This is a genomic window from Amycolatopsis sp. NPDC043885 (genome assembly GCF_056435685.1).
In genome coordinates, this window is the sequence record NZ_JBWKEA010000005.1 from 164,848 (window position 1) to 185,831 (window position 20,984).

The following is a 20,984-nucleotide window of genomic DNA, read 5'->3' on the forward strand; positions in this document are numbered from 1 at the left end:
GTGAATCCGGACTCGGGCGAACCTGGGCCATACAGCAGGCTCACGACGATAGCTGTTCGTACTCGGCCAGCAGCGTCTCAACGCGAGCGATCTCGGCGTCGAGGGGAGCAAGAGCTTGGCGCACCCAAGGGTAGGAGTCGTGTGCTGCTTGCTCGGCGATCGGCCCGCGCTTGATCGTGAGCCCTGTCAGGTAGGAGCGCAGGTCGAGCACGATCAACTCACGCTCACTCAGCCCCATCCGACCGGCCCTCACGACGTCGCCAGCCACCTCCCAGCGATCCGAGTCCAGGGGACGGCGCACGAGCACACTGTCCGTGTAATACGCCTGGGCATCGGCGACCTGCTGGACACTGGTTCGGTCATCGGCGTCGAGCGGGAATGTGGGGACTGGCACCAGGCGCCCTCTCCCAAGAAGAAACTTGTTGGCCAGGCCATATTTGTAACCCGAGGGCAGGAGTTCTGCGGTCATCAAAACATCTTCCTTCGTGTCCTTCGGAAACGACCGTTTGTCACTGGACGCACTGATGTCCGTCGTGGGCCGAAGCACTGCGGCCGAACATCAGTGCACGTGGTCAAGGAACGACCACCTCGCGGTAGTCGATAAAGGATCGAACAGAAGCGCGCCGGACACGACCGTACTGCCGGACCACAACGTCATCTCCGTCGTAGCGCAGTACCTCGACGAGGCTCTGGCCCGTCATGACGGGGTCGGGCTCCCAGCGGCAGACGGCGATGGCGGGCTGATCTGGGGCACCGCCGCACCACCGGCACCGCGCCGGATCATGTCCTCCGCCACGGTGCCGGTCGAGCATGGGCGTCATCCGCGCACGCAGGTAAGCCGCGCGCAAGTCTTCGGTCTCCAGGACGGCCGGGTCGTCGTCAGGTCGCCGCCGGTGACCATTGGGCACCGAGAAGAGCGCGCGCATGTAGGCGTCGTCGATGTGGGGATCGGGCGGGTCTTGGGCCAGGCCGTGGCTCCACTGTTCGGAACAGAGCCACGCGATGTTCTGGCCGAGGCGGTACACGTCGGTCCACAGGTCCGCGTCCTCGGTCATGAAGGCAGAAATGTTGCGGATGTGGGCGGGGTAGTCCACGTGGGTTGACCTTTCTGGTTGGTGGTCGTGGTTCACGGCCGGACGCTCACTGCACAGCATCCCGCGCCGATCCCGACCTCCACCCGCGGCCGGCTCTGCGGCCGATGCTCGGTCCATGTCGTGTCGTTGTCAGCGCCACTTCTCCACGCCGACCATGCGTTGGCCACGCCGTACCCGGGTGCCACGCCGGGCACTTCAGCGTCATTAAATGGGAACTGGCACAGCTTGACTGGAGGGGCGCGGGTTCCACCGCAAATGGCGCCAGGGGAAGTTAGATCTCATGACGCAGCCTCACCCCGACAGCTTCGTCCTCACGGGCCTGATCGACGATTACGACGAGGCGAGCGGCAACAAGCCTGATCACGACGGGAAGATCGCAGGCTACGACAACTTGGCCCTCCTCGGAGCGGCCGGCGCTCGTGCTCGGCAGATGATCGAAGGGCACGGAACTCTGAGGAAGACGCTAAGGGCGGAGCAGATCGACGAGCTGACGCAGCTTCTCGCAGCCATGTGGAGGGACGGATTCGCAGTCGGCGCCCGGTCCCGAAGGCCCTCTGCCTGAGTCGATCATCTCGACCGGACCGGTGCAGCAGCGCGGGCGGCGGCGAAGCGAGACAAGCTCAGAGCGGGACTCACTTCGCGGAGCGAGCGGCCGGCGACCCAGACCGTCTCGGGCCCGTGACCACTCGGTCTCCCAGCCGGCTTCCGCTTCCGCGCACGCGCGCTCGGTCGCGGCGAACGCCGCCGCGTCGCGCGGCGTGATCCGCTCGGCCGGGGCGGCAGTCGATGGCCACTCCGGTGTCGGACATGGTGCGGGCGACGAAGTCCGGAGCGTGCGAGCGGGCCCGGTCGGCGTCGGATCAGCCCAGTCAGAACGGCTGGGGCGCGAACGTGACCACCACGGGGTCGACGTCCAACGCCATCGTGGTGTCCGCCTCCAGCCACGACTCGACCCGACGTGCGCGTCCAGGCAGGCGGCGCAGTAGAAGCCGGGGTAGTTGCGCTGCCCCGTGCCGGGCGAAAACGACCTCACCGGCCGGGCACGCTCGAACGGCACCGCCGCGGCGTCGGCCAGCGACATCCGGGTCTCACCGCCGTCGATGCCGGTGATGCCGACCTCGAACCCGCTCGATCCTCTCGCGCTGCGGCCACTATCCACCGCGTGCAGACTGCCACCGGCCACCAGCTTCTCCGCGCGTCCTCGACCCCCGTGAAGGCCGCTGATGTCGGCGGACCGGATACAGGTTCAGTACGCCGGGAGTCAGGCAGCTGAGCCGCGGTGTCACCGAGAGCGAGCCCACGTCACCTTCGCAGAGCCAGGACATCCACGCTCCGGGTCAGGCGACGGATCGGGGTGTCCATGCCCCGATAAGAGCGGTTACCAGGAACGCGTGCCTGCCTCGGACCACGCGCCGGCGGTAGGCGACACTCGGACGATGGCGGTGGTACACGACATCGGGGCCCGACAGCGCCTGGCTGCTGCGAGGGCGCCACTGGAGATCGCCGACTCGGACATCGGAGAAGAGCTCAGGGAACTCGAAGAGGTCTCCCGCGAGCTCGAGATGTTCACCCTGTCGGCCAACACCCGGCTCGCCTACGACAAGGCCTGGCGTTCCTTCCAGGGTTTCTGCGACGCGTATTCGCTCGACGCCTTGCCCGCTCATCCCGAGGTCGTGCGATGGTATGTCGCGTGGATGTCGACACAGGTGGATGACTGGGGACTTCCCCGCTTCGCGGTCTCGACCATCCGTCAGCATCTCGCGGGGATCGCGGACCGGCACCTCCGTGAATGGTTCCTGGATCCGACCAGGCACCGAGGCGTCAGCGACCTCGTCCGCGGACTCGAAAAGCGCCGGGCCGCCCGGCCCGCCCGCAAAAGGCCGCTCGTTCTCGCCGCGGTCGTGCGCATCATCGAGACGATGTCGCACGCCGTATACCCCGCGGGCATCTCGGCGGCCCGCGACACGCTGGCACTCTGGCTAGGCTTCGCCGGAGCGCTGCGGCGTAGCGAGGCCGCAGCGCTACAGCTAGACAGCCTCGAATTGCATCTCATCGACGGTATCCACGTGCGGATCGGCCAGTCGAAGGCGGACCAGGCCAACGTCCTGCCCGACGTCGTCGTGCTTCCTTTCGGCACGGCGCCCCGCACCTGCGCGCCGTGTGCGGTGCATCGCTGGGTCGTTCTGGTGCGGGCTTCAGGCATCGCCGATGCCCGCGCCCGACGGCGACAGTGCATGCGCTCGTTGTACGACTACCAGCTCGACGAGCATGTCTGCGGTGCTGGTGGGAGCACGGGACTGATCAGCGGCGCAGACCTCGCCTCATCCGGGCCGTTGCTGCGGGCGACCTACCGCAACCGGCGCGAGGCGCGTGTTCACGAGTCCGGCGTCAGCGGCGACGCACTGCACACGATGCTGCTCACGCGCATGGCCGAAGCAGGGATGGACCCGACGGACTACGGCTTTCACAGCCTGCGGGCGGGCCACGTCACACAGGCGCGGCGCAACGGCGCCTCCACGGAGGAGATCATGCGCGCCGGCCGCTGGCAGAAAGCAGACACGGTCGATGTCTACGACAGGGAGTACAACCCCATCGCACGCAACAGCGTCACGCGCCTGGGCCTGTAGTGCCGCTGTCGGCCGGGTCGTCGTTCCTATCTTCGGCCACTCGGGCATCGATCGCGTCCCTGAGCCGTGGCTCGAGCATGGCTTGTGTATCGCCGCCACCTGTGATCGTCTGGATGGCCAGCATGATGCGCTGGACGTCGAGGCGGTCTTTCTCCCAGTTACTCAGTGCCTGAGCCAGCTCGACGCGGTACCGCGCTAGAAGTGCCGCCGTGTCGAGGGCTCCCGCCTCACTGTAGAGAAGCGGGAGCGGAACATCGAGCGCCTGGGCGATCGCGACGGCTTCGTCGAGCCTCACCGTGCGCGTCCCCTGTTCGACGCGGGTGACGGCGGTCGGGTCAAGGTTCGAACGGAGAATCTCGGAGCTTCGCCTGGCCACCTCCGCCTGGCTGATCCCTAAGCGTTCGCGTTCCCGCCGCAGGTTGCGCGCGAAGAGATCTCCGGGCAATGGGTTCATGGTGGACTGCAAGCTCCTGATCAGCTGTACCGGCCAACGGCGTAACCCAGCCCTTCGCAGGCCGAGGGACAATGTCGCGCTCAGACGATACACAGGTCTCCTGGCGACCACCACACATCGTACGCGTGGCCGACTCCCTGTTGACCCCAGCCTGTCCGCCCCCGCTGTGTCCACCAGCGCTATCGAGTGCGTATCTAACCTTTCTATCAGTCGGCACTGGAATACGATACATTGGTCAATGGGGAGCACGCGCACCCGAGAGCCACTGAGTCGGGAAGACCGCACCCCTCGCGCGTGAGGTCGGAGGTCAGAGAGAAAGTGCGCATGACGAAGATTCACGAGACGGCGGACATCACCCTGTCGGATCTGCCCACGGCGGCATGGGACCTGACGAGCTTCCTGGAGAACGCCAAGTCTCAGGTACAGACCTGGGGAGGGCTTGGGCTCATGCTGCTGGGCGTAGTCGGCCTTGTGTGGGGTGGCGTACTACTGATCAGGAAGCTGATGGGCAATCCGCAGACTAGTGGCCATCAAACGAGTTGGGTCACCATCGCCTTGCTCATCGTCGTCGGGGGCGCGATCGCCGGCGGTGGCTGGGAGCTGATCTCCACCGTCGGGTCTGGCGGGCAGAAGACGATCGAGGAGCTCGGCGGTGGCACCGTGATCATTCAGGCGACAGGCCCTGATGCAACTCCCCAAGTCTTTCAGTGAGCGGCAGCAGCACCTTGTACACGACCACGCCCCGACAGATCGCATCGGGTTGTCACGGCCGGGGCGCGCTAGCCGCTCGGGAGCACCAGGCATCAATCGGAGTTGACCACGCACTGACCAGGAACTGACATGCGGCTCAGGAACGCGACACTGACTATCAGCCAGAGGCTGAGACTCGACTCGCACCACGCGATCGAACGTTTCGGCGTGTTCGTCACCCTCTTCGCCCTGGCCGGAGTCCTCGTGATTGGCGGCGCGGGGATCTCTGCCCTGCAAGCGGGCAACGACTCCATGGCACGCACTGCGCTCTACACCTCGCAGTACACAACGTCGAAAACCTCGCTGAAGGGCGACGTCGACGGGATTTACGGCAACCTGCATCGCGACAAGGTGTTCGTGATGATGCACTTCCCCACCACGGCTCGAATCTCCTACAACGCCGCCGACTACCGTGCGTTCCTCTTGGGATCGGACGACGACCTCCGGAACGAGGCCGTCAGCACCGCGGGCATCAAAGGTTCCTTCCATGTGTACGGCTCCACCGGATACATCGGTGTCATGCTCGAGGCTGCGACACCCTTCGAATCGCAAGTGCTTAACCTGACGATCCGAGCGAACACGGAACTGACGCACGACGAGCGTCAGCGTGCCCCTGCGACGGTGGACGAGCTGGCCGACGACACGAGCTTCCGCCGGTATGACCAATGGCGGATCTTCATCAACCCAGGGGCAAGCGGGATGACCACGATCCCGGCCCTGGACGCCACAAGAATCGACCCCGCGCGGGCGTTCTACGACATCATCCTCAAGGCAGAGGAGCAGCGAGTCCGCGGCACGCTCGATCAGAAGCTTCTCGAGATGCGCTCGACCCTGGCCCAGGTCCAGGCCTACACCGCAGATCTCAAGACCACCACAGTGGATGGTCTGTTCCTGCAACCGCCGACCATGCCTGCCGCAATCGCTGGGGATCGAGTCACCGGGGTGACGGCGGCCGAGGCGAAGAACGGAGCTTCCACGCTGACGCTCGCAACTGGTCACACGGTGCCCGGCGGGTTCGACTTCGACTGGCGACCAGGCAACGTCCTCGATGGCTACCTGAATCGCGTGGTGCCCGAAAGACAAAGCTACGTCGAGTTCTTGGCCAAGAAGCGCTCCGAAGTCACCGACGGCACAACCCGCCAGATCTCGGACATGCGATGGACGCTCTCGGATGGCTCGGATCTCAAGCGCGACCACCGCGGCACCGACGTGACATTGCGCCCCCTCACGACCGTGATGAACAACCTGTCCCAGGCATATCTGGACTACGCGAAGAGCAAAACGACCTATCAGTCGCAACTGCTGCTCGACCTGCTTCGTCTCGAGGTGAAGCTTCGTGACGTGCGGTCCAACACATCCACCCGCGACGACGCCGGTTTCCTGGCGAGCCTCTACTGAGGCCGTCGTACAGGTCTGCTGACTGCGTGCGCCGGAGAACGGAAGGACATCATGACCACCGACCGACCGGACGCGGCAAACACCTCCGGCGCATCGGCGTCCCGGTCACCAGCGCACTCCGCTAACCGTCACGTGCTGAACGGACCATCCACGCCAGAGCCCTTCGGCAGCACGGGCACGGGAGGTCCGACCGCGACCCTGACACAAGCCGGGCTAGATGGTGCGGGGCAGGCAGTTGGCCAGGCCATCGAAGGCACCGGCGACAGCAGGGCCCGTCGGTATGCGGGCCGGGCTGTCGCCGGTGCCGCCAGTGGTGCGGCGTTGGGTGATCCGCACGCCGCGGCGATCGGCGCCGCTAAGGAAGCAGGCCTGGCGATCGCTCACGACGCCGCAGGCCACACCGGCGCTGAGCGCGAGACTCCTCACCTGGGGGCAGGAGGCACGAGCCGCGAACGCGGTCACTCGAGCGACCAGAATGACGCGAAACCGACGACGGCGAAGGCTATCGTCGCCGGCGGGTCCGTGGCGGCAGCACCCCAGGCAATGGCGATCGTCATGCTCACGGCCCTGCTCAACTGGTTGAAGTCCATGTTCTTCGCGTTTGTGGCGATGGTGCTCAACATGGCAGCCTGGCTGTACGGGCTCGTAGCCACGGCCCTCAAGGCACTGGTACACATCATCATCGCCCCTTTCCTCGCTATCGGCGGGTTCCTGGCCAACGCGGTTGGTGCTGCCCTCGGTGTCAGCGTCGCGGCGGTTGTCGCCCCAGTGGCAGCGGTGATCTCCGGATTAGCCGCCACAGTGGCGGTCGTCGCCGTGGCGGGAACAATGGCTGGCGTCCTTTCCAACACCGCGCTCACCGATGACGGACAACAGGACACTCGCGACGCACGCTGTGCGGTCGAGACGTTGGGTGGCGGCGACGGTGCGATCGTTCCCGCAACCACGGAAGCGAACGCGAAGACCGTCTACTCGGTGCTGAGCACCTGGGGAATGCCGAAAGAGAACATCGCGGGAATCCTGGGCAACTGGTCACAAGAGTCCGGTGTGGACCCGACCAGTGTGGAATCCATCTTCACTGAGCCGTACAGGATCGGCCCGCGTAAGCAGGCGGCCTGGGACGGAGGATTCACCCACATTCCAGGGCAGGCACACGGTGGCATCGGCCTCGGCCAATGGTCCAACGGCCGCACGACGATGCTGCTCGACTACGCCGGCGCCAGGAAGAAAGACTGGTACACCATTGAGACCCAGCTGGCGTTCATGGTCGAAGGCGACAATCCCGGTGACGTACAGGTCTTCAAAGACATGGTCACGACCTCACAGGGGTCTCCGAGCGCAGCGGCGTACCACTTCCACAACAGATGGGAGCGCTCGGCGGACAACGCCTCGAAGATGGCCGAACGAGCCCGCGACGCTGAGCGGTGGTTCGCGAGCATGAGCGGCTGGACGGTCGACAAGTCCGTTGTCGGTGACACCAAGACCATCGTCGGCGACCTTGTCGACACTGCCCGCGGCGGCGCCCGCAGCCTGTCCCACAGCTGTTCGCACAATGGGGACGGCGAAGGCGGGGGCGGATCAGGCACGCCACCCGCGGGCGGCATGACCGAGCAGGAGGCCCACGCGCTGATCGATTTGTTCAATCAGGAGGGCGACAAGTTTCTCGACGCCCGCTACGGAGAAAACGGCGGGCCCGGGTCGTGCGGAAGCAATCACGCCATGAACTGCGTCTCCTTCTCGACCTACTTCGTGAACAAGTACACGACGCTGCAGACTTATCCCTCAGGTGACGGCATTCGGACCGCCCACACGATCGCCGAGCGCATGGGCAAGGCCACGTCCTCAGCCCCCGCGCCCTACTCCGTGGGGTCCGGTCCGGGCACCGGCCCTGCGGGCCACACCCTGGTGGTCCTCGGTGTCCGGGGTGACCAGCTCGTCATCGGTGAGGCCGGGTATTGCGCGTTCATGGGCAGGGTCCGAGTCGCCAGCGCGGCGGACATGGCCGCACAAGGCTGGAAGTTCGTGGACATGTCCGACGCAATGTTGCCTCCCGACCAGATCAAGACAGCGTGACGGACGTACACGAGGAGTGTTCGACGTGAAGAGATTCACCCAGCACGTTGAGGACGACCCTGATCGGCAAGACCGTGGTCGTGAAGGGTCGCCCGGCTCCGCGCTGCGAGAGGCGAGACAACCCGCCGCGCACCGGCGGCACGGCAAGGTCACCGGAGCCCAGCTCGAGGCACGATTCACCACCTGGCGCAACCGCCGGCGTGACCGCCGGGAAACCCGTCTATCAGCGAGCGCGGGAACGCCGAAGCGCAGGTTCACTGTCCTGGTGAGCCTGGGGATCCTCGCAGTAGTCCTGGCCGCCTCCATCGCAAGCCATCGTCTCGACGCTGCGCGAGCGGCGAACGACTCGACGATCGCAGCACAAGAGGGACAGCTGTCCGACCTGCTGGCCGGGTCGAGGGACGCGGACTCCCGGAGAATGATCTCAGCCGCCGTCTCCGCAGCCGCAATCGACGCCGAGAAGGTCAGGGCTGCCCAGCAGGCTTACGCCACGCTGTACCACCGGGCGAGCACAGAGCCGCCGACCAACAATGGCGTACCGACCGAAGCCTCCGAGGCTACCGCCGAACACCGCAAGATCCTGGCCCCCTTGTTCAGCAGGAAAACCTATCTGGTCGAGGACGAGAACGCCTACCGCTGGCAGAACGTGCTGCCCTTCGACCCGGACACGGAGATCGATCCTCGCTTCCCGTGGTACGTCCGCTACGTCGGGTCGACGGCGGCCAAACCGGACACGTACGCCTGGGCAGTAGAGGCCGTGACGCCGGATCGTCCGCCGGGGCATTCTCAGGACCCGACAGCTACAGCGAAAGTCGTGTGGCTCTGCAAGGACACCCAGACCGGGGCCGTCCTTGCCTGGGCGCGTGCGACCTACGACTATCGAGGCACAAGCGGGGTATTCGACCACCTGGAGATCGGGTTGTCGGCCGCGGGCGCGGCACAGCAGTACCCATCGGGCCAGACTCCGCACGCATCCTCTACTCCGGAGCTGGAAGGCCCGCGCAGTCTGCCGGGCGTCGAGCGAGGTGGCCGGTGAAGTCTCGCGTGACACGACCGTCGTCGAACGCCACGGAGCGACGGTGGTTGGGCAGACGACGATGCGTGCGGCGCCATGCCGGCGTCATCATGATGACGATGCTTCTCACGTTGTTCGCAGGCGGGACGACGTTGACGTGGGCTGGACACCAGACCGTCCTGGACCGGCAGAACGCGAAGATCGCTGAGCTCGGGAGCCGCCTCGGAGCCACGCGCCAGGAGCATGCCGGAAGAGCCGAGCGGAACCTTCTGCAGTCCCTCGGGATCAGCGCCCACAGGACAGACAGTGATACACGAAGGCTCACCGCCCTCGTCACAACGGCGATGACCTGGGACTCAGGTCCCGGCTACGAGCACGCCCGCGCCTCGCTCATGATGAGGTTCGGCCTCAGGGACGACTCTCCCTTCCTGCGGGAGTTCATGCCCCCTGCTCGATACAACCACGATGCATCCGGCAAGAGGTACTACTACATCGACGCTCAGGGCCTCAACTCATCGGTCCGGGAGGCACCGGACATCAACGTGGTCAGCGCCCTCGGCGGTGTGTACACCTACGTTGTACTGGCCGACGTAGATATCACCTCGGATGCGATCCAGCAGAACAACACCAGTCCCGCTCAAGTCACTGCCACGCGCCGGGTACCGATCTTCGCGACGATCGACGCGCAGGGTGAGGTCACGAACCTCTCGGCGGTCTCCGCTCAGGGAGCGACTCGTCGTTCACGGTAATACAAGCACTCTATCGAGTCATTCTATTGATAGAGTGGAGTGACCGAGCAGAGACCCGGCGGACGGCTGGGCACCGAGGTCGACATTACGCAGTTGCCCGAGGGCGTCGGATGGAGAGCGTGCGATAGGCCGTTCTACGGGTGGTTCGCCCACCGTGGTGCCCGATCGATGGCGACACGACATGCGCCTCGACGTGCGAGCTGAGGAGCATCGCGATGTGCCGATGCGTCTCGTACGGGTTGGCGGATCGAATGCTGTGACGGGCGACGTGACACAACGACGAGACGAAGGATCACATCATGATGGCGTCCCGCACTCCGAAGACCACCAACGTTGTCGACGCGGACGCGACGGATCCAGACTCGTCGAGACAGGGGGCCCGCTCGACCGCGCGCACTCGGTTCGCATCGCCCCGCGGAGCTCGCGGCCGCAGGATTCCAAGGGCGCACGGTGGCCCGGTCCTAGTCTCGGCCCTCATTTTGTTCTATCGCGGCATCACCCTGGTCGCCGACTTCCTACTTGCGTGCATCACTGCGACCGTCGTCATCCCGACGCTCGCCGCATGGTTGCATCAACAGTCCGGCGCACCACGCGGTTCGCTGACGATGACCGGTGCGATCGCTCTGTGGATCATGCCATTGTTCTTTCTAGTCGTCATCCTGGCCGCCGGTGAGATCGCCGCCATGCGTGCCTTGTGGCATTGGGGGACGCGGAAGATTCACAAGGTTCGCGTCGGTCGCGCCGCAGCGTTGCGGTCCATTGCGGGCCCGCCGTCAGCTTCCCGGGCTCACCACACGACCGCGACGGTCGCCAACCGCCGGGGCAAGTGATGCGGACTGCTGGTCTGCCGATGGCCGACGCGTGGGCCGACCGCGCACGACGCGACCACGGCACGAAGACCTATCACCACGAGAAGCTCACCGCTGAGATCGGAGTACTCGTCGAGTCCGTTGAGCTGCAGCACCGAGCACTGGAGGAGAACTACCGACCCTACCTTCATGTAAGCGGAGAGTTGCGCTCAGTCGCCTTCGTCGACGTATTGCCGTTCGGCATCACGGAGGTCGTCTACTCCCCTGGCCGAGGTGAGAAGGTCGACGCCTTCTACGAGTTCGATGATCAGCAATTGATCGTCCTGGCTCGCAAAGGCTACTTCGGCCGTGCTTTCCGGGTACCGGAGCAGATCATCGGCATCGAGTGGGAACTCCCCGCCACCGTGAACACACTCATTGTGGCGCCGCCGCACGGCGATGCCGGTGCTCCGGTGATCTTCACCCAGGTCCACCACATCGCCCAGCTGGAGATCGACGCAGACACATCGGGCTACGACCTCACCGACTACTTCGCCGATCACTCCACATCGGTGAAAGCCCAGGCCGATTCCGTTGCCGCCGAACCGTCGCCGGGGCCGGAAGCGTCGAGTTCCCTGTTCACCGACAACGAACTCGGCATGCCTCACCAAGGTGAACGGCCTCGCTCCGGCACTCAGCACGATATGCCGACCGGCACCGTGGCAAGCCATCTCCGGCGGGTCGAGTCGGAGGTCTCGGCCGAGCGTGCGAAGTACCGCGCAGAGCGGGCGCGGACCGCGGGTACACCGGAGTTCCTCTATCACGAGCACGTGGCCCGCGCCTTGCAGACCACCACCGTCCCACCCACAGCACTCGACCAGGAACGCGATCGTGACTCCCAAGCACACGCCAAGACCGCACAGGGGGGAACGAAACCACCAGAAGCCGGCGACGAGGGCGGACCCGCCAGTGAGCGTTTCGACGACCTCGACACCGCTGAGCACGACGATTTCATTCCGGGATCCTGAAACCACCGCCAGATAGCGACGGTGGAGTCCGAGAGCGGGTGACCTCTGATGACCTTGCGGGCATCGATCGTGATCGTGAACGAGTTCAGTGTGCCGCTGCCGGAGGGAAAGGGGACACGCGGCGCCACCCCCGGGCACTACATCACCCGGTACATGGCCCGCGAGCAGGCCACCGAGCCCCTAGCCCCCATTCACCGCCAGCGCACCGATGACTTTCTGGAACGCTACGCGGCCCGTGACGAACTCGTCCGGCGGGCCATGTCCTCCCACGTCGAGCTCGGGCCACGACTGCGCCGGACACACGGTGACGGTGGTCTCGCTTTTGGCTACGGGTCAGTCTCACTGTCGCACGACGATCTGCACGCCGCGTCCAGAGACATCCAGAAGCGATTCAACAGTGGGAAGACCGTTCTCAAAACGGTGATCTCCTTTGACGAGGCATACCTGAAGAGTCGGCGCATCCTCAGCACCGACTTCCACTGCACCACGCGCGGCGCCTACCGCGGACATGTCGATCAGATGAAACTACGGATGTCGATCATGCATGGCCTGGACCGCATGGCCAGCGGAACGAACGGCTTTGACGACCTGCGCTATGTCGGCGTCATCCAGGTCGACACCAGCCATGTGCACTGCCATCTGGCCATGATCGACGCCGGGAATGGCTCGCGCGCAAGGGACGGCACGCAGCGCGGCAAGCTACTAGCCTGTCACAAGTCGCGCTTGCGCCGCGGAATCGACGTCTGGCTTGAGGAAAAGCAGGCCGCGCACCACCTGTCCAGTGCCGTAGGCTACGACCACCGCAATGTCACCACCTACCTCAAACGCTTGGCCCACGAGCGCATCAGCGCCGAGTCACTTCCCCAGTTTCTTGTGGCATGCCTACCCGCCGAGCGACACCTTTGGCGAACCGGCACGCACGACCCGCGTATGCGCAAGCCCGACCGGCTCCTCACAACGATGGTGTCCCAGCACCTGGCACGCCCCGGATCCCCCATGCCCGCGGCGATGCAACGGATCATCGAGCACGCCAACCTGCGGCGGGAGCGGGAGAATCTCGCCGACCACGACTGGCAGCGGCGTGTTGAGCAAAGCCGGGCCCGGATAGTGACACAGGCCGTCGACGCCGTGTACCAGATGCTGCGCACCCTTCCTGAGGCCGAACTCCGGGTTCGTACCCCAGTTCTGGATGTCATGGGTCTGGACTACTCCCAGATGGCCGCGCTCGCGGTGGGCACGCGGCCGGAACACGCCACCTCACGCACCGGGGTCGATCTGCTGACATTCGGTCTCCGGCTACGCGGTTGCGCGGCACGACTGGGCCATCATCTGGACCAGGCCCGTGTCTATGAGGACGTGGCCCGCCAGTGGGAGCAAGCGGAAAAGTCTTTCGCAGCCATGGAGGATTCACGGCCACTCTACGATTTCTACCGCTTCGAGGAGAATTACCACCGCCAGTTGGTGCGCAAGTATCGCCACATCCTGCCGTTCACCGTGGACACCACACCATGGCGTGAGCAGCAGCACCGGATCGCTCTCTACGATCGACGGCTGCGTTCCCTCATGACGTTGCGGGACGACTCCTCGCTGTCGCAGTTGGACGACCCCGTCCTGGCCGAACAGCTCGGCCGCGAGATCCATGGCCAGCCGGGCGGACGACTCCTCCTCGATGGCTCGGCCGGACGAGCCGTCCTCGACGCCCGTATCGCGACAATCAGGAAACTTCGCGACGAGAGTGTGGATTCTCTGCGCTCGGAGCTGTCCTCAGCGGGCCTGGACCTCCGTACCGGATCCGGAGCCGACGAGCTCACCACCCATATCGAGACCTCGGCCAACCCCATATACGAGTTTGACCAGGTCAAGGCTTTGGACCTGCACCACCTCGGACACGACTTCATCAGCGACGTCCCGATCGGCCCACTAGCGCATCGGACATTCACCAGGGCCGCGGCCGAACGCCGCCGTCTACTTCTCGCGGCGATCGCCTACCTCGATGATTCCGGCCAGCCCGAGGCGATCAGCGACCTCCCCGTGACCGATGTCGCCGCCATGACGCGGTTATCGCGTGAGCTGCACGCTGCAGCCGGGACCTCAGGGACACTGCTGCTGCGATCGAAGCCAACCCGGGCGAGCGCCCAGTCCGGTCCTACATCGCCCAAGCCCCGATCAAACACCGTGTCCTTGGATACAGGGTTGGCGACCCTGGTCCACGAACAGATCGCCACGACCGTGATCAACGCCAAACCAGAGCACCTCCACCAAACCGACACTGCGGCCCTATCAGACGTATCCAATCCCATTCGATAGCGCTATCGATAGCTTGCCGATAGAGCGATACATCACTAATGTGGGTGGAGTTCGGCGGAAAACACAGGTCCACTCCGGACATTGCCGACACCGAGGACCGGCCTGCCGCAAGGATGCCGGGATGACGAAAGGCGCGATCATGGCACAGCTGAAGGGCAAGGGCGCAATGACCGGAGTCAACCTCATCGCGAAGGTCTACGACAGTGCCAAGACGAAGGACGGCACGACTCACTTCATCGACGTTCAGGTCGACGGACGAGATCATCGAGGTCCGGGCCAGACGAATCTGCATCTGAAATCGGAACGAACGACCACCGAGGACGGCACAGTTCGTTACGAGCACCAAGCACCGTACTCTGCCAGCCAGCTTCAGGAGATCAAGAACGCCGCGGGCCCCAAGCAATGGCCGCTGCTCAGCAGGAAAGACGGACAGCGGATCGGAACCATGTACAGCTTCAAAGGAGACGTGATGCCCGCGGCGCGCGGCTCCGGGCTCGTGGTCAACACCAAGTCGGTCGGCTCTTCCGAATTCAAGGTCGACGCCACCACCCTGGATCACCAGCACGACTGCATGCGCGCTGCCCGCCGAACACCTACCGGGACTACCTTGGTCGCTCCCCCAGGCTCCCAGCACGGTGCCGCCCTCGAGCCAATGGCCGACGTAGGTGAGCCCACCGTCGGCTAGGGCGCCCGGAGTTCCACCGCCAAGGGCCCCGGAGGATCACTCCGGGGCCCTTGGCACATCGTGACCACGACGTTCCAAGCGCCCGAGGGGCCGCCGCCCGCCGGCAAACCCCAGTCACGGGTGCACATCAGCTCACGGTGTGCGGTGTTCCGCCACCGACAGCTACCGCCCTTCAGCTTTCCCGCACCGCGGGCCGCGATTGGAGACCCAAATGAGCTCTCACAGCACCAGCGTTCAGCGCCTCCACCGATACCGCCCCATCACCTCGCCTCTCTGGCGCCGCGCGAGCGCACTTCTCGTCGGTACCGTCGCGATGGGAATCGGCGTCTCGCTCCTGCTGGCAAGCAGGATCGGCATGCTCCCCATCGACGTACTGCACCTGGGAGCAGCCCACGCTCTCGGATCGACAATCGGTGGCGGAGTCATCGCCGTACAGTCTGTCCTGCTGATGGGCTGTCTCGTCCTCAGGATCCGACCTGGCCTGGGCACCGTCGTGGCGTTCGTCGTGCCTGCGCTGATCATCGACATTCTCCGGCCGCACGTCTGGCACGTTGACGCATTCGCGCTGCAGATAGCTCTCTTCGTTGCCGGCGGGGTGCTCTTCTGTGTCGGGGCGGCCAGCTACCTCGCCGCAGACCTCGGCCGCATCCCGCGCGACGCACTGATGCTGGCATGGCTGCGCGGCGCTCCGCCCACCGGGCGCGGACGGCAGATCGCCTGCGTCCGCGTCGGCATCGACATCGCCTGCGCCACCGCCGGGACGATCCTGCTCGGGGCGGACCTCGCAATCGGCTCCGGCGTCCTGGGTCCGGGCACCGCAGTCCTGGCTTTGGGCTGCGGACCGCTCATCGCCGTGTTCTGGCCCCGCATCGCCCGGCTCGTGGGATCGCCTCACACGACGGGCCAGGCAAGCACCTCCGGCCATACTAAAACCACCGGCCACCGCGCCTCCGGTGAAGCTGCGCGGACCCTCACACCGGACGGCGACTGAGGCGCACATCGTGTTCGTTTCAGCTTGCCTTGGCCGGAGGTGCCCTGCAGCATGTTCCCCGACGCACATCTCAACGAGCTCTATCCGCGTCTGGCCGAGCTTTCGACGCCACTGGCCAGGACCCGGCGGCCCATCGTGGGTCGCGAGCGCGAGACGCTGCAGCTGAAGGCCGCTCTGAGCCGCCCCGAGTTATGTAATGCCCTCCTGTTGGCCGAGGCCGGCACGGGCAAGACAGCACTCGTCCACGCGACCATGCTCGCTGACACCAGCCGCCTCTATCTTGAGATCGACTTGGCACGTATGAGTTCGGCGGCCGGTGACGGCGAGCTGATGGCGGCGGTGCTTAAGAGTTTCTTCGACGAGGCCGAGGCCTTCGTCGCTTCCGAGAACCAGGAGCTGGTCATCTTCATCGACGAGTTCCATCAGCTCATCCAGCTCTCCGCCGCAGCCGCCGAAGCCATCAAGCCTGTGCTGGCGGCCTCGGGTACACGAGGCATTCGCATCGTCGCGGCAACGACGTATGAAGAGTTCCACAGGCATATCGCGGCCAACCAACCCCTCGTCGAACGCCTGCAGCGGATCAATCTCAGTCCCCCCGATCAGGACACGACGTTCCGGATCCTTCAGGGCATGGCCGAGCAATATGGGGTCGCCGCCCAGTTTCAAGACACCCACCTCTACCGGCAGATTTACGACTACACGCAGCGCTACATTCCCGCGAGCGCGCAGCCGCGCAAGGCGATCCTCGTGCTTGACTCGATGATTGGCTGGCATCGGCTGACACGCCGCCCACTCGACCACGCATTGCTCGCGGATGTTCTGATGGAGTCGCTGAACGTCAACGTAGCGGTCAAAGTAGACGCCTCCCAGATCAAGGAACAGCTCGACGCGACGGTGCTCAGCCAGGACTGGGCGACACGTGCGGTCGCGCGGCGGCTGCAGCTATCGGTGGCCGGCCTCAATGACAAAGGGCGACCAGAGGCGAGCTTCCTTTTCACAGGCTCCACCGGAGTCGGCAAGGCAACCACATCCTCGACCCCAGTACCGGTGTACACGCCGGACGGTTCCGTTGCGTGGAAGGTAGCGGGTGCTCTGCGTCCCGGTGACTTCACGTTCAGCCGCCGGGGTACCCCTCAGGAAGTCCTCGCCGTCTTTCCGCAGGGGATACGCGACACGTTTCGTGTCACCCTCGACGACGGCCGCACGCTCGACGTGTCGGACGACCACCTATGGACGGCAGCCTCCGGCGCCGAAAAGGAAACAGGGACCTGGTCCTGCTACCGCACAGCAGACTTGATTGACAAGGACCTGGTGACCCACGACCGAGACGGTCACGAGACACCGACCTACTTCATCCCTATGAACGAGGCCGTGCAGTGGCCCGTAGCGGCGCTCCCGGCCGAGCCATACGTCGTGGGCTCCCTGCTGAGTACGGAGGCCGGGCACCACAGCACACCACATTCCCACCGCGTTCCCCTCCCCTGCCGCGGTCGCGGCCGGCTGCCCGGCCTATCCACGATCGCCGGGACGGCGTGGGACCGCAAGCGTATCCCGGCGACGTTCATGACAGCGTCAATCGACCAGCGCTGGCGGCTGGTCCGAGGCTTGTTCGACCTCGGCGGCAGCGGCGGTCACGCTGCCGAGCACGATCGAGTCCAACTCTCCTACGCCGCCCCGTCTGCGGGCTTGGCCGCCGACATCCTGAGTCTGCTGCGCTCGCTCGGTGTGCCCAGCAGGGTCCGCCGAGCGGCGCCGGCGGACCGACACTCCACCCACGAGATGTACATCGTCGACGCGACGGCGGAGAAGGTCGACCTGCACCGATTCTTCTCTCGTGCCGAAGATCTGAGCCTCACCGCGAGCCCACGACCGGCCGACGCCCACCGTGGGTTGTCCGGCCAGCACGTCGGCATTCGCAGCATCACGAAGCTGGACCGCCGCGAACAGATGGTATGCATCTACGTCGACGACGACGAACACCTCTACCTCGCCGGCGACTTCGTGGTCACACACAACACCGAGCTCACCAAACAGTTGGCGGGCTTGCTATTCGGCGACGACGAACGCCATCTCATCCGATTCGACATGACCGAGTTCGCGACGGACGAATCGTTCACCGCCTTCCGATCCGAGCTCACGAGAAAGGTGTGGGATCGCTCGCACGCGGTGTTGCTCTTCGACGAGATCGAGAAAGCGTCCCCCATGGTCACGCGTGTGCTGATGCAGGTACTCGACGACGGCAGGCTGACCGACGATCACCATCGGGAGGTGAGTTTCTTGAACACCTACATCGTGCTCACGACCAACTCGGGCGCTGAGATCTATTCGACGATTGCCCACTACGCGGAAGACGACACCGGATCTGGGAAACAACTCGCGGAGTACGCGAAGCTCATCCGACGTTCGATCTCCGAGACTTCCGCGGACAACAGGTTCCCACCCGAACTACTCGGACGTATCGACACCATCGTGCCGTTCCAGCCTTTGTCGAGGGCGACGCAGCAGAAGATCGTGCGCGGCAAACTGCGCACGCTGGTCCAGGACGTCCTGGCCAAACACAACATGCGTGTAACGATGGACCCGAAGGTGCTCCAGTACCTCGTCGACGACAAGGGCGACACCCACGCCGACGCCGGCGGGGCGCGGGCGGCCGTCGCGAGGATGACCGACGAGGTCACCACAGCCGTGGCAACGTTCATCAACGAGAACCCCACAGCCCGCGGGCTTCGAGTCGACGTCGTCGGTGACCTGGTCAGCGACGACAAGAACCTGCTCAGCTCCGACGCGCACGTTGAGGTCAGCGCGATGCGCTGAGCCACGCCCACCCGGCGATCGCCGCGACGAGATCCATCCCATTCATCATTCGTTGTATGTGCCAGCTATCAATAGATAGACTACTGATAGATAAGACGAGAGTTCTCGATCGAAGGGGGCAGCTGTGATGGGGATTCGGGGATCTGACGCGGCCTCCCACAGGAAGGACCGGAAGAAGCGGCCGGACGAGCTCCTCTCGTCGGTGGTCCGGGAAACTGCCGTGCCGGCGGCGGTCGAGTTGCTGCGCCGGAACAAGCCTTTCGTCTTTCCCAGCGGCACGGCGTGGGTCGTGCTCATCCTCGCCGCTGCGGACATCGGAGGCTTGAGCAAACGCCACGGTCGGAACGAGGCCAAAGGTTCGATCATCGAACTCATCGGCTCGGATCAGATCAAGACTGTCGCAACGGCAGCGATGTTGAGGGACGAGATCTTCGGCATCATCCCCACCGACGACACACTGGAGCGGATCTCCGAGTACGCACTCCTGACCAGCGCCGCGTACACCTGGGCTGTTGTGTGGCAGGATTCAAGCGACGGCTTGCTGATCGATCTCGCCGAGAGCGCCACCTTCGACCAAGCCAAGGCAGTATGCGCTGGTTCGCTCGAGCTGAAAGACGCAGTGGGCGCCCAGGCGTGGCGCGACCACAGTGGCGTGGCGGACGCCCCTGCCACCACGACGCCGGCCCACGACGCCGGCGACGACTCCCACCACGATCCCGCCGATGATCCCGAGACGAGTCCAGTCCCCGAGTCGGGGCTCCATGATGAGGACGCTGAGAATCCCGACGGTCTGATCGAAGTGGAGCCCGACGAGGTAGCTTTCGGGGACACCGCCGGTCTCGCCGAGTTCGACGACGAGGACGGATCCGTCGGCAGCGACGAGGCTGTCACCGGGCACGACATGCATGGTGCGGTCTCGCTGGCAGATCAGGACGAGGCACGTGACACCATCGCCCGACGGTTTCTCTCCGAGGACCTCGACCTGACCGTACGGCTCGATGAATTCAACACGACGTTCGCGATCGGCGCGCCGGTTGTGCAGATCGACATGCCGCACGGCACCACCGACTGGCTGAGTGACCAGGTGGCTTACCTCAGCCAGCAGGCAAACGCCGATCTCGCCCAACTGCGCGCGGCACACCAGGACGAACTGCGTCTCCTGTTCGTCACCCTGACGTCGGCGCACTTGGAACAGGTAATCCGGGATGTGGCCACGGACCGCGACGGCTCGCGCTACAAGGTGCTCAAAGACGATATCGACCAGGCTCACCTCGATCGATTGTCGGAGAAGGCCACCAGGGTCCAGGAGGCCAAGAGCCGGATCGTCAACGACTACGAGAAGCAGGCGGCCGCTCGCGGCCAAGAGGCCTCCTTACACGCACAGACGCAGTTCATGGCACGCAACCGGGCGAAGATGGAACGAGAGCTCAGCGACGCTGTCAGCGAGGTCGACCGTGACCTGGAGAACGCCTACACCCATGACCTGCAGGAGCTCCTGCGTGTGCGCCGCTCAGACGCCAGCCTGAGAATGCAGATCGGCACCACCCGGATCTTCGAGGCGCTCACAGAGCGCCTCGAAGATTTCCGCGCAGTCGAGGAGAAGCGCCTCGCCCAGTGGCGGACCGACATCTTGCAGGTCGTCGACGACAACCGCAAGGCTGACATCGCGCACGCCGCTGCCCTGACAGAGCATCAGCGCAACGCCGACGAGATCGCACAGGTGCGCCGCGAGCAGGATGCGCTTCTCCAAGCACAGCGAAGCGCGCACGACGAGCGCGTCCGCCTGCTGGAGGGCCAGCAGGAGCGCGATCGCAGGGAGGCAGTGGCCAGCCTGCAGGTCCGCGACGCTGAGTGGCAACACAGTCTCGGACTCGAACGGGAGCGCACGAGGGCTCAGATTGCACGGGTCGCGGACCTGCTGCGCCAGCTGGAAACCGTCGAGAGCTCACAGAAACAACGCTTGGCCGAGCGAGTCACGCAGCTGAAGGACGACCACGCGGCTCACGTCCAGCAGCTGACACAAGCCTCAGCGATTCAGGGACGCACCACACGAATCCTCATCATCGTGATGGTGGCGATCTCGGTGCTGCTCGCGGTGGCGGGGTTCATAGCGGGCGCCGTCCTGGGCGGTTGACCGGAGCGTGACGTGCGTAGCGCCGTCGCCACGGTCGCCTCCTGGCACCTCGCCGAGGAACACGACGAACGACAACT

The 20,984-nt window shown here is 65.0% G+C and carries 16 protein-coding genes; 13 read left to right on the top strand and 3 right to left on the bottom strand.

The annotated features are described in order from the left end of the window. Positions 1–40: 40 nt before the first annotated feature. Both AC069I_RS18175 and AC069I_RS18180 read right to left on the bottom strand, forming a co-directional pair. Positions 41–469, bottom strand: coding sequence for a hypothetical protein (locus AC069I_RS18175; RefSeq protein WP_478265907.1), 429 nt, complete (start codon positions 467–469; stop codon positions 41–43). Between the two features lie 103 nt (positions 470–572). Beyond that, complete coding sequence (locus AC069I_RS18180) at positions 573–1,094, bottom strand: hypothetical protein (protein WP_478265908.1); 522 nt, start codon at positions 1,092–1,094, stop codon at positions 573–575. 280 nt (positions 1,095–1,374) lie between these two features. On the opposite strand from AC069I_RS18180, the gene AC069I_RS18185 reads away from it, so the two are divergent. Both AC069I_RS18185 and AC069I_RS18190 read left to right on the top strand, forming a co-directional pair. Further along, positions 1,375–1,656 (top strand): hypothetical protein, encoded by a 282-nt coding sequence (locus AC069I_RS18185; protein ID WP_478265909.1) that lies wholly within the window; start codon positions 1,375–1,377, stop codon positions 1,654–1,656. Between the two features lie 874 nt (positions 1,657–2,530). Beyond that, positions 2,531–3,721, top strand: coding sequence for a site-specific integrase (locus tag AC069I_RS18190; RefSeq protein WP_478265910.1), 1,191 nt, complete (start codon positions 2,531–2,533; stop codon positions 3,719–3,721). Here AC069I_RS18190 and AC069I_RS18195 read toward each other — a convergent pair. Continuing rightward, positions 3,702–4,175 (bottom strand): helix-turn-helix domain-containing protein, encoded by a 474-nt coding sequence (locus AC069I_RS18195; protein WP_478265911.1) that lies wholly within the window; start codon positions 4,173–4,175, stop codon positions 3,702–3,704. The two genes, AC069I_RS18190 and AC069I_RS18195, sit on opposite strands and share 20 nt — an antisense overlap. Positions 4,176–4,499: 324 nt before the next feature. Here AC069I_RS18195 and AC069I_RS18200 point away from each other — a divergent pair, with 324 nt between their 5' ends. The 11 genes from AC069I_RS18200 (at position 4,500) to AC069I_RS18250 (ending at position 20,907) form a co-directional block, all read left to right on the top strand. After that, positions 4,500–4,886 (top strand): hypothetical protein, encoded by a 387-nt coding sequence (locus tag AC069I_RS18200; protein ID WP_478265912.1) that lies wholly within the window; start codon positions 4,500–4,502, stop codon positions 4,884–4,886. 129 nt (positions 4,887–5,015) lie between these two features. Further along, positions 5,016–6,323, top strand: a complete 1,308-nt coding sequence (locus tag AC069I_RS18205) for a hypothetical protein (RefSeq protein ID WP_478265913.1) — start codon at positions 5,016–5,018, stop codon at positions 6,321–6,323. A 51-nt stretch (positions 6,324–6,374) separates the two neighbouring features. After that, positions 6,375–8,396: a phage tail tip lysozyme gene (locus AC069I_RS18210; protein WP_478265914.1), complete on the top strand. Its 2,022-nt coding sequence runs from the start codon at positions 6,375–6,377 to the stop codon at positions 8,394–8,396. A 25-nt stretch (positions 8,397–8,421) separates the two neighbouring features. Beyond that, positions 8,422–9,432 (top strand): hypothetical protein, encoded by a 1,011-nt coding sequence (locus AC069I_RS18215; protein ID WP_478265915.1) that lies wholly within the window; start codon positions 8,422–8,424, stop codon positions 9,430–9,432. Between the two features lie 98 nt (positions 9,433–9,530). After that, entirely contained in the window at positions 9,531–10,160 is a 630-nt protein-coding gene (locus AC069I_RS18220; protein WP_478265916.1) for a hypothetical protein, read from the top strand. A gap of 700 nt (positions 10,161–10,860) precedes the next feature. Then, positions 10,861–11,976 (top strand): hypothetical protein, encoded by a 1,116-nt coding sequence (locus AC069I_RS18225; RefSeq protein WP_478265917.1) that lies wholly within the window; start codon positions 10,861–10,863, stop codon positions 11,974–11,976. A 48-nt stretch (positions 11,977–12,024) separates the two neighbouring features. Beyond that, positions 12,025–14,283, top strand: coding sequence for a relaxase MobL (mobL, locus tag AC069I_RS18230; protein WP_478265918.1), 2,259 nt, complete (start codon positions 12,025–12,027; stop codon positions 14,281–14,283). Between the two features lie 121 nt (positions 14,284–14,404). Then, positions 14,405–14,968, top strand: coding sequence for a hypothetical protein (locus AC069I_RS18235; RefSeq protein ID WP_478265919.1), 564 nt, complete (start codon positions 14,405–14,407; stop codon positions 14,966–14,968). Positions 14,969–15,179: 211 nt separating this feature from the next. Next, positions 15,180–15,959, top strand: a complete 780-nt coding sequence (locus AC069I_RS18240; protein WP_478265920.1) for a YczE/YyaS/YitT family protein — start codon at positions 15,180–15,182, stop codon at positions 15,957–15,959. Between the two features lie 51 nt (positions 15,960–16,010). After that, complete coding sequence (locus AC069I_RS18245; RefSeq protein ID WP_478265921.1) at positions 16,011–18,773, top strand: AAA family ATPase; 2,763 nt, start codon at positions 16,011–16,013, stop codon at positions 18,771–18,773. Positions 18,774–18,993: 220 nt separating this feature from the next. Then, positions 18,994–20,907, top strand: a complete 1,914-nt coding sequence (locus AC069I_RS18250) for a hypothetical protein (RefSeq protein ID WP_478265922.1) — start codon at positions 18,994–18,996, stop codon at positions 20,905–20,907. The last annotated feature ends 77 nt before the right edge of the window (positions 20,908–20,984 follow it).

Bases quoted from the DNA above. Each gene is read 5' to 3' on its own strand.
- AC069I_RS18175 (WP_478265907.1), bottom strand. From the start codon at position 469: ATGACCGCAGAACTCCTGCCCTCGGGTTACAAATATGGCCTGGCCAAC.
- AC069I_RS18240 (WP_478265920.1), top strand. From the start codon at position 15,180: ATGAGCTCTCACAGCACCAGCGTTCAGCGCCTCCACCGATACCGCCCC.
- AC069I_RS18195 (WP_478265911.1), bottom strand. From the start codon at position 4,175: ATGAACCCATTGCCCGGAGATCTCTTCGCGCGCAACCTGCGGCGGGAA.
- AC069I_RS18235 (WP_478265919.1), top strand. From the start codon at position 14,405: ATGACGAAAGGCGCGATCATGGCACAGCTGAAGGGCAAGGGCGCAATG.
- mobL (WP_478265918.1), top strand. From the start codon at position 12,025: ATGACCTTGCGGGCATCGATCGTGATCGTGAACGAGTTCAGTGTGCCG.
- AC069I_RS18200 (WP_478265912.1), top strand. From the start codon at position 4,500: ATGACGAAGATTCACGAGACGGCGGACATCACCCTGTCGGATCTGCCC.
- AC069I_RS18245 (WP_478265921.1), top strand. From the start codon at position 16,011: ATGTTCCCCGACGCACATCTCAACGAGCTCTATCCGCGTCTGGCCGAG.
- AC069I_RS18210 (WP_478265914.1), top strand. From the start codon at position 6,375: ATGACCACCGACCGACCGGACGCGGCAAACACCTCCGGCGCATCGGCG.
- AC069I_RS18185 (WP_478265909.1), top strand. From the start codon at position 1,375: ATGACGCAGCCTCACCCCGACAGCTTCGTCCTCACGGGCCTGATCGAC.
- AC069I_RS18205 (WP_478265913.1), top strand. From the start codon at position 5,016: ATGCGGCTCAGGAACGCGACACTGACTATCAGCCAGAGGCTGAGACTC.
- AC069I_RS18220 (WP_478265916.1), top strand. From the start codon at position 9,531: ATGCTTCTCACGTTGTTCGCAGGCGGGACGACGTTGACGTGGGCTGGA.
- AC069I_RS18190 (WP_478265910.1), top strand. From the start codon at position 2,531: ATGGCGGTGGTACACGACATCGGGGCCCGACAGCGCCTGGCTGCTGCG.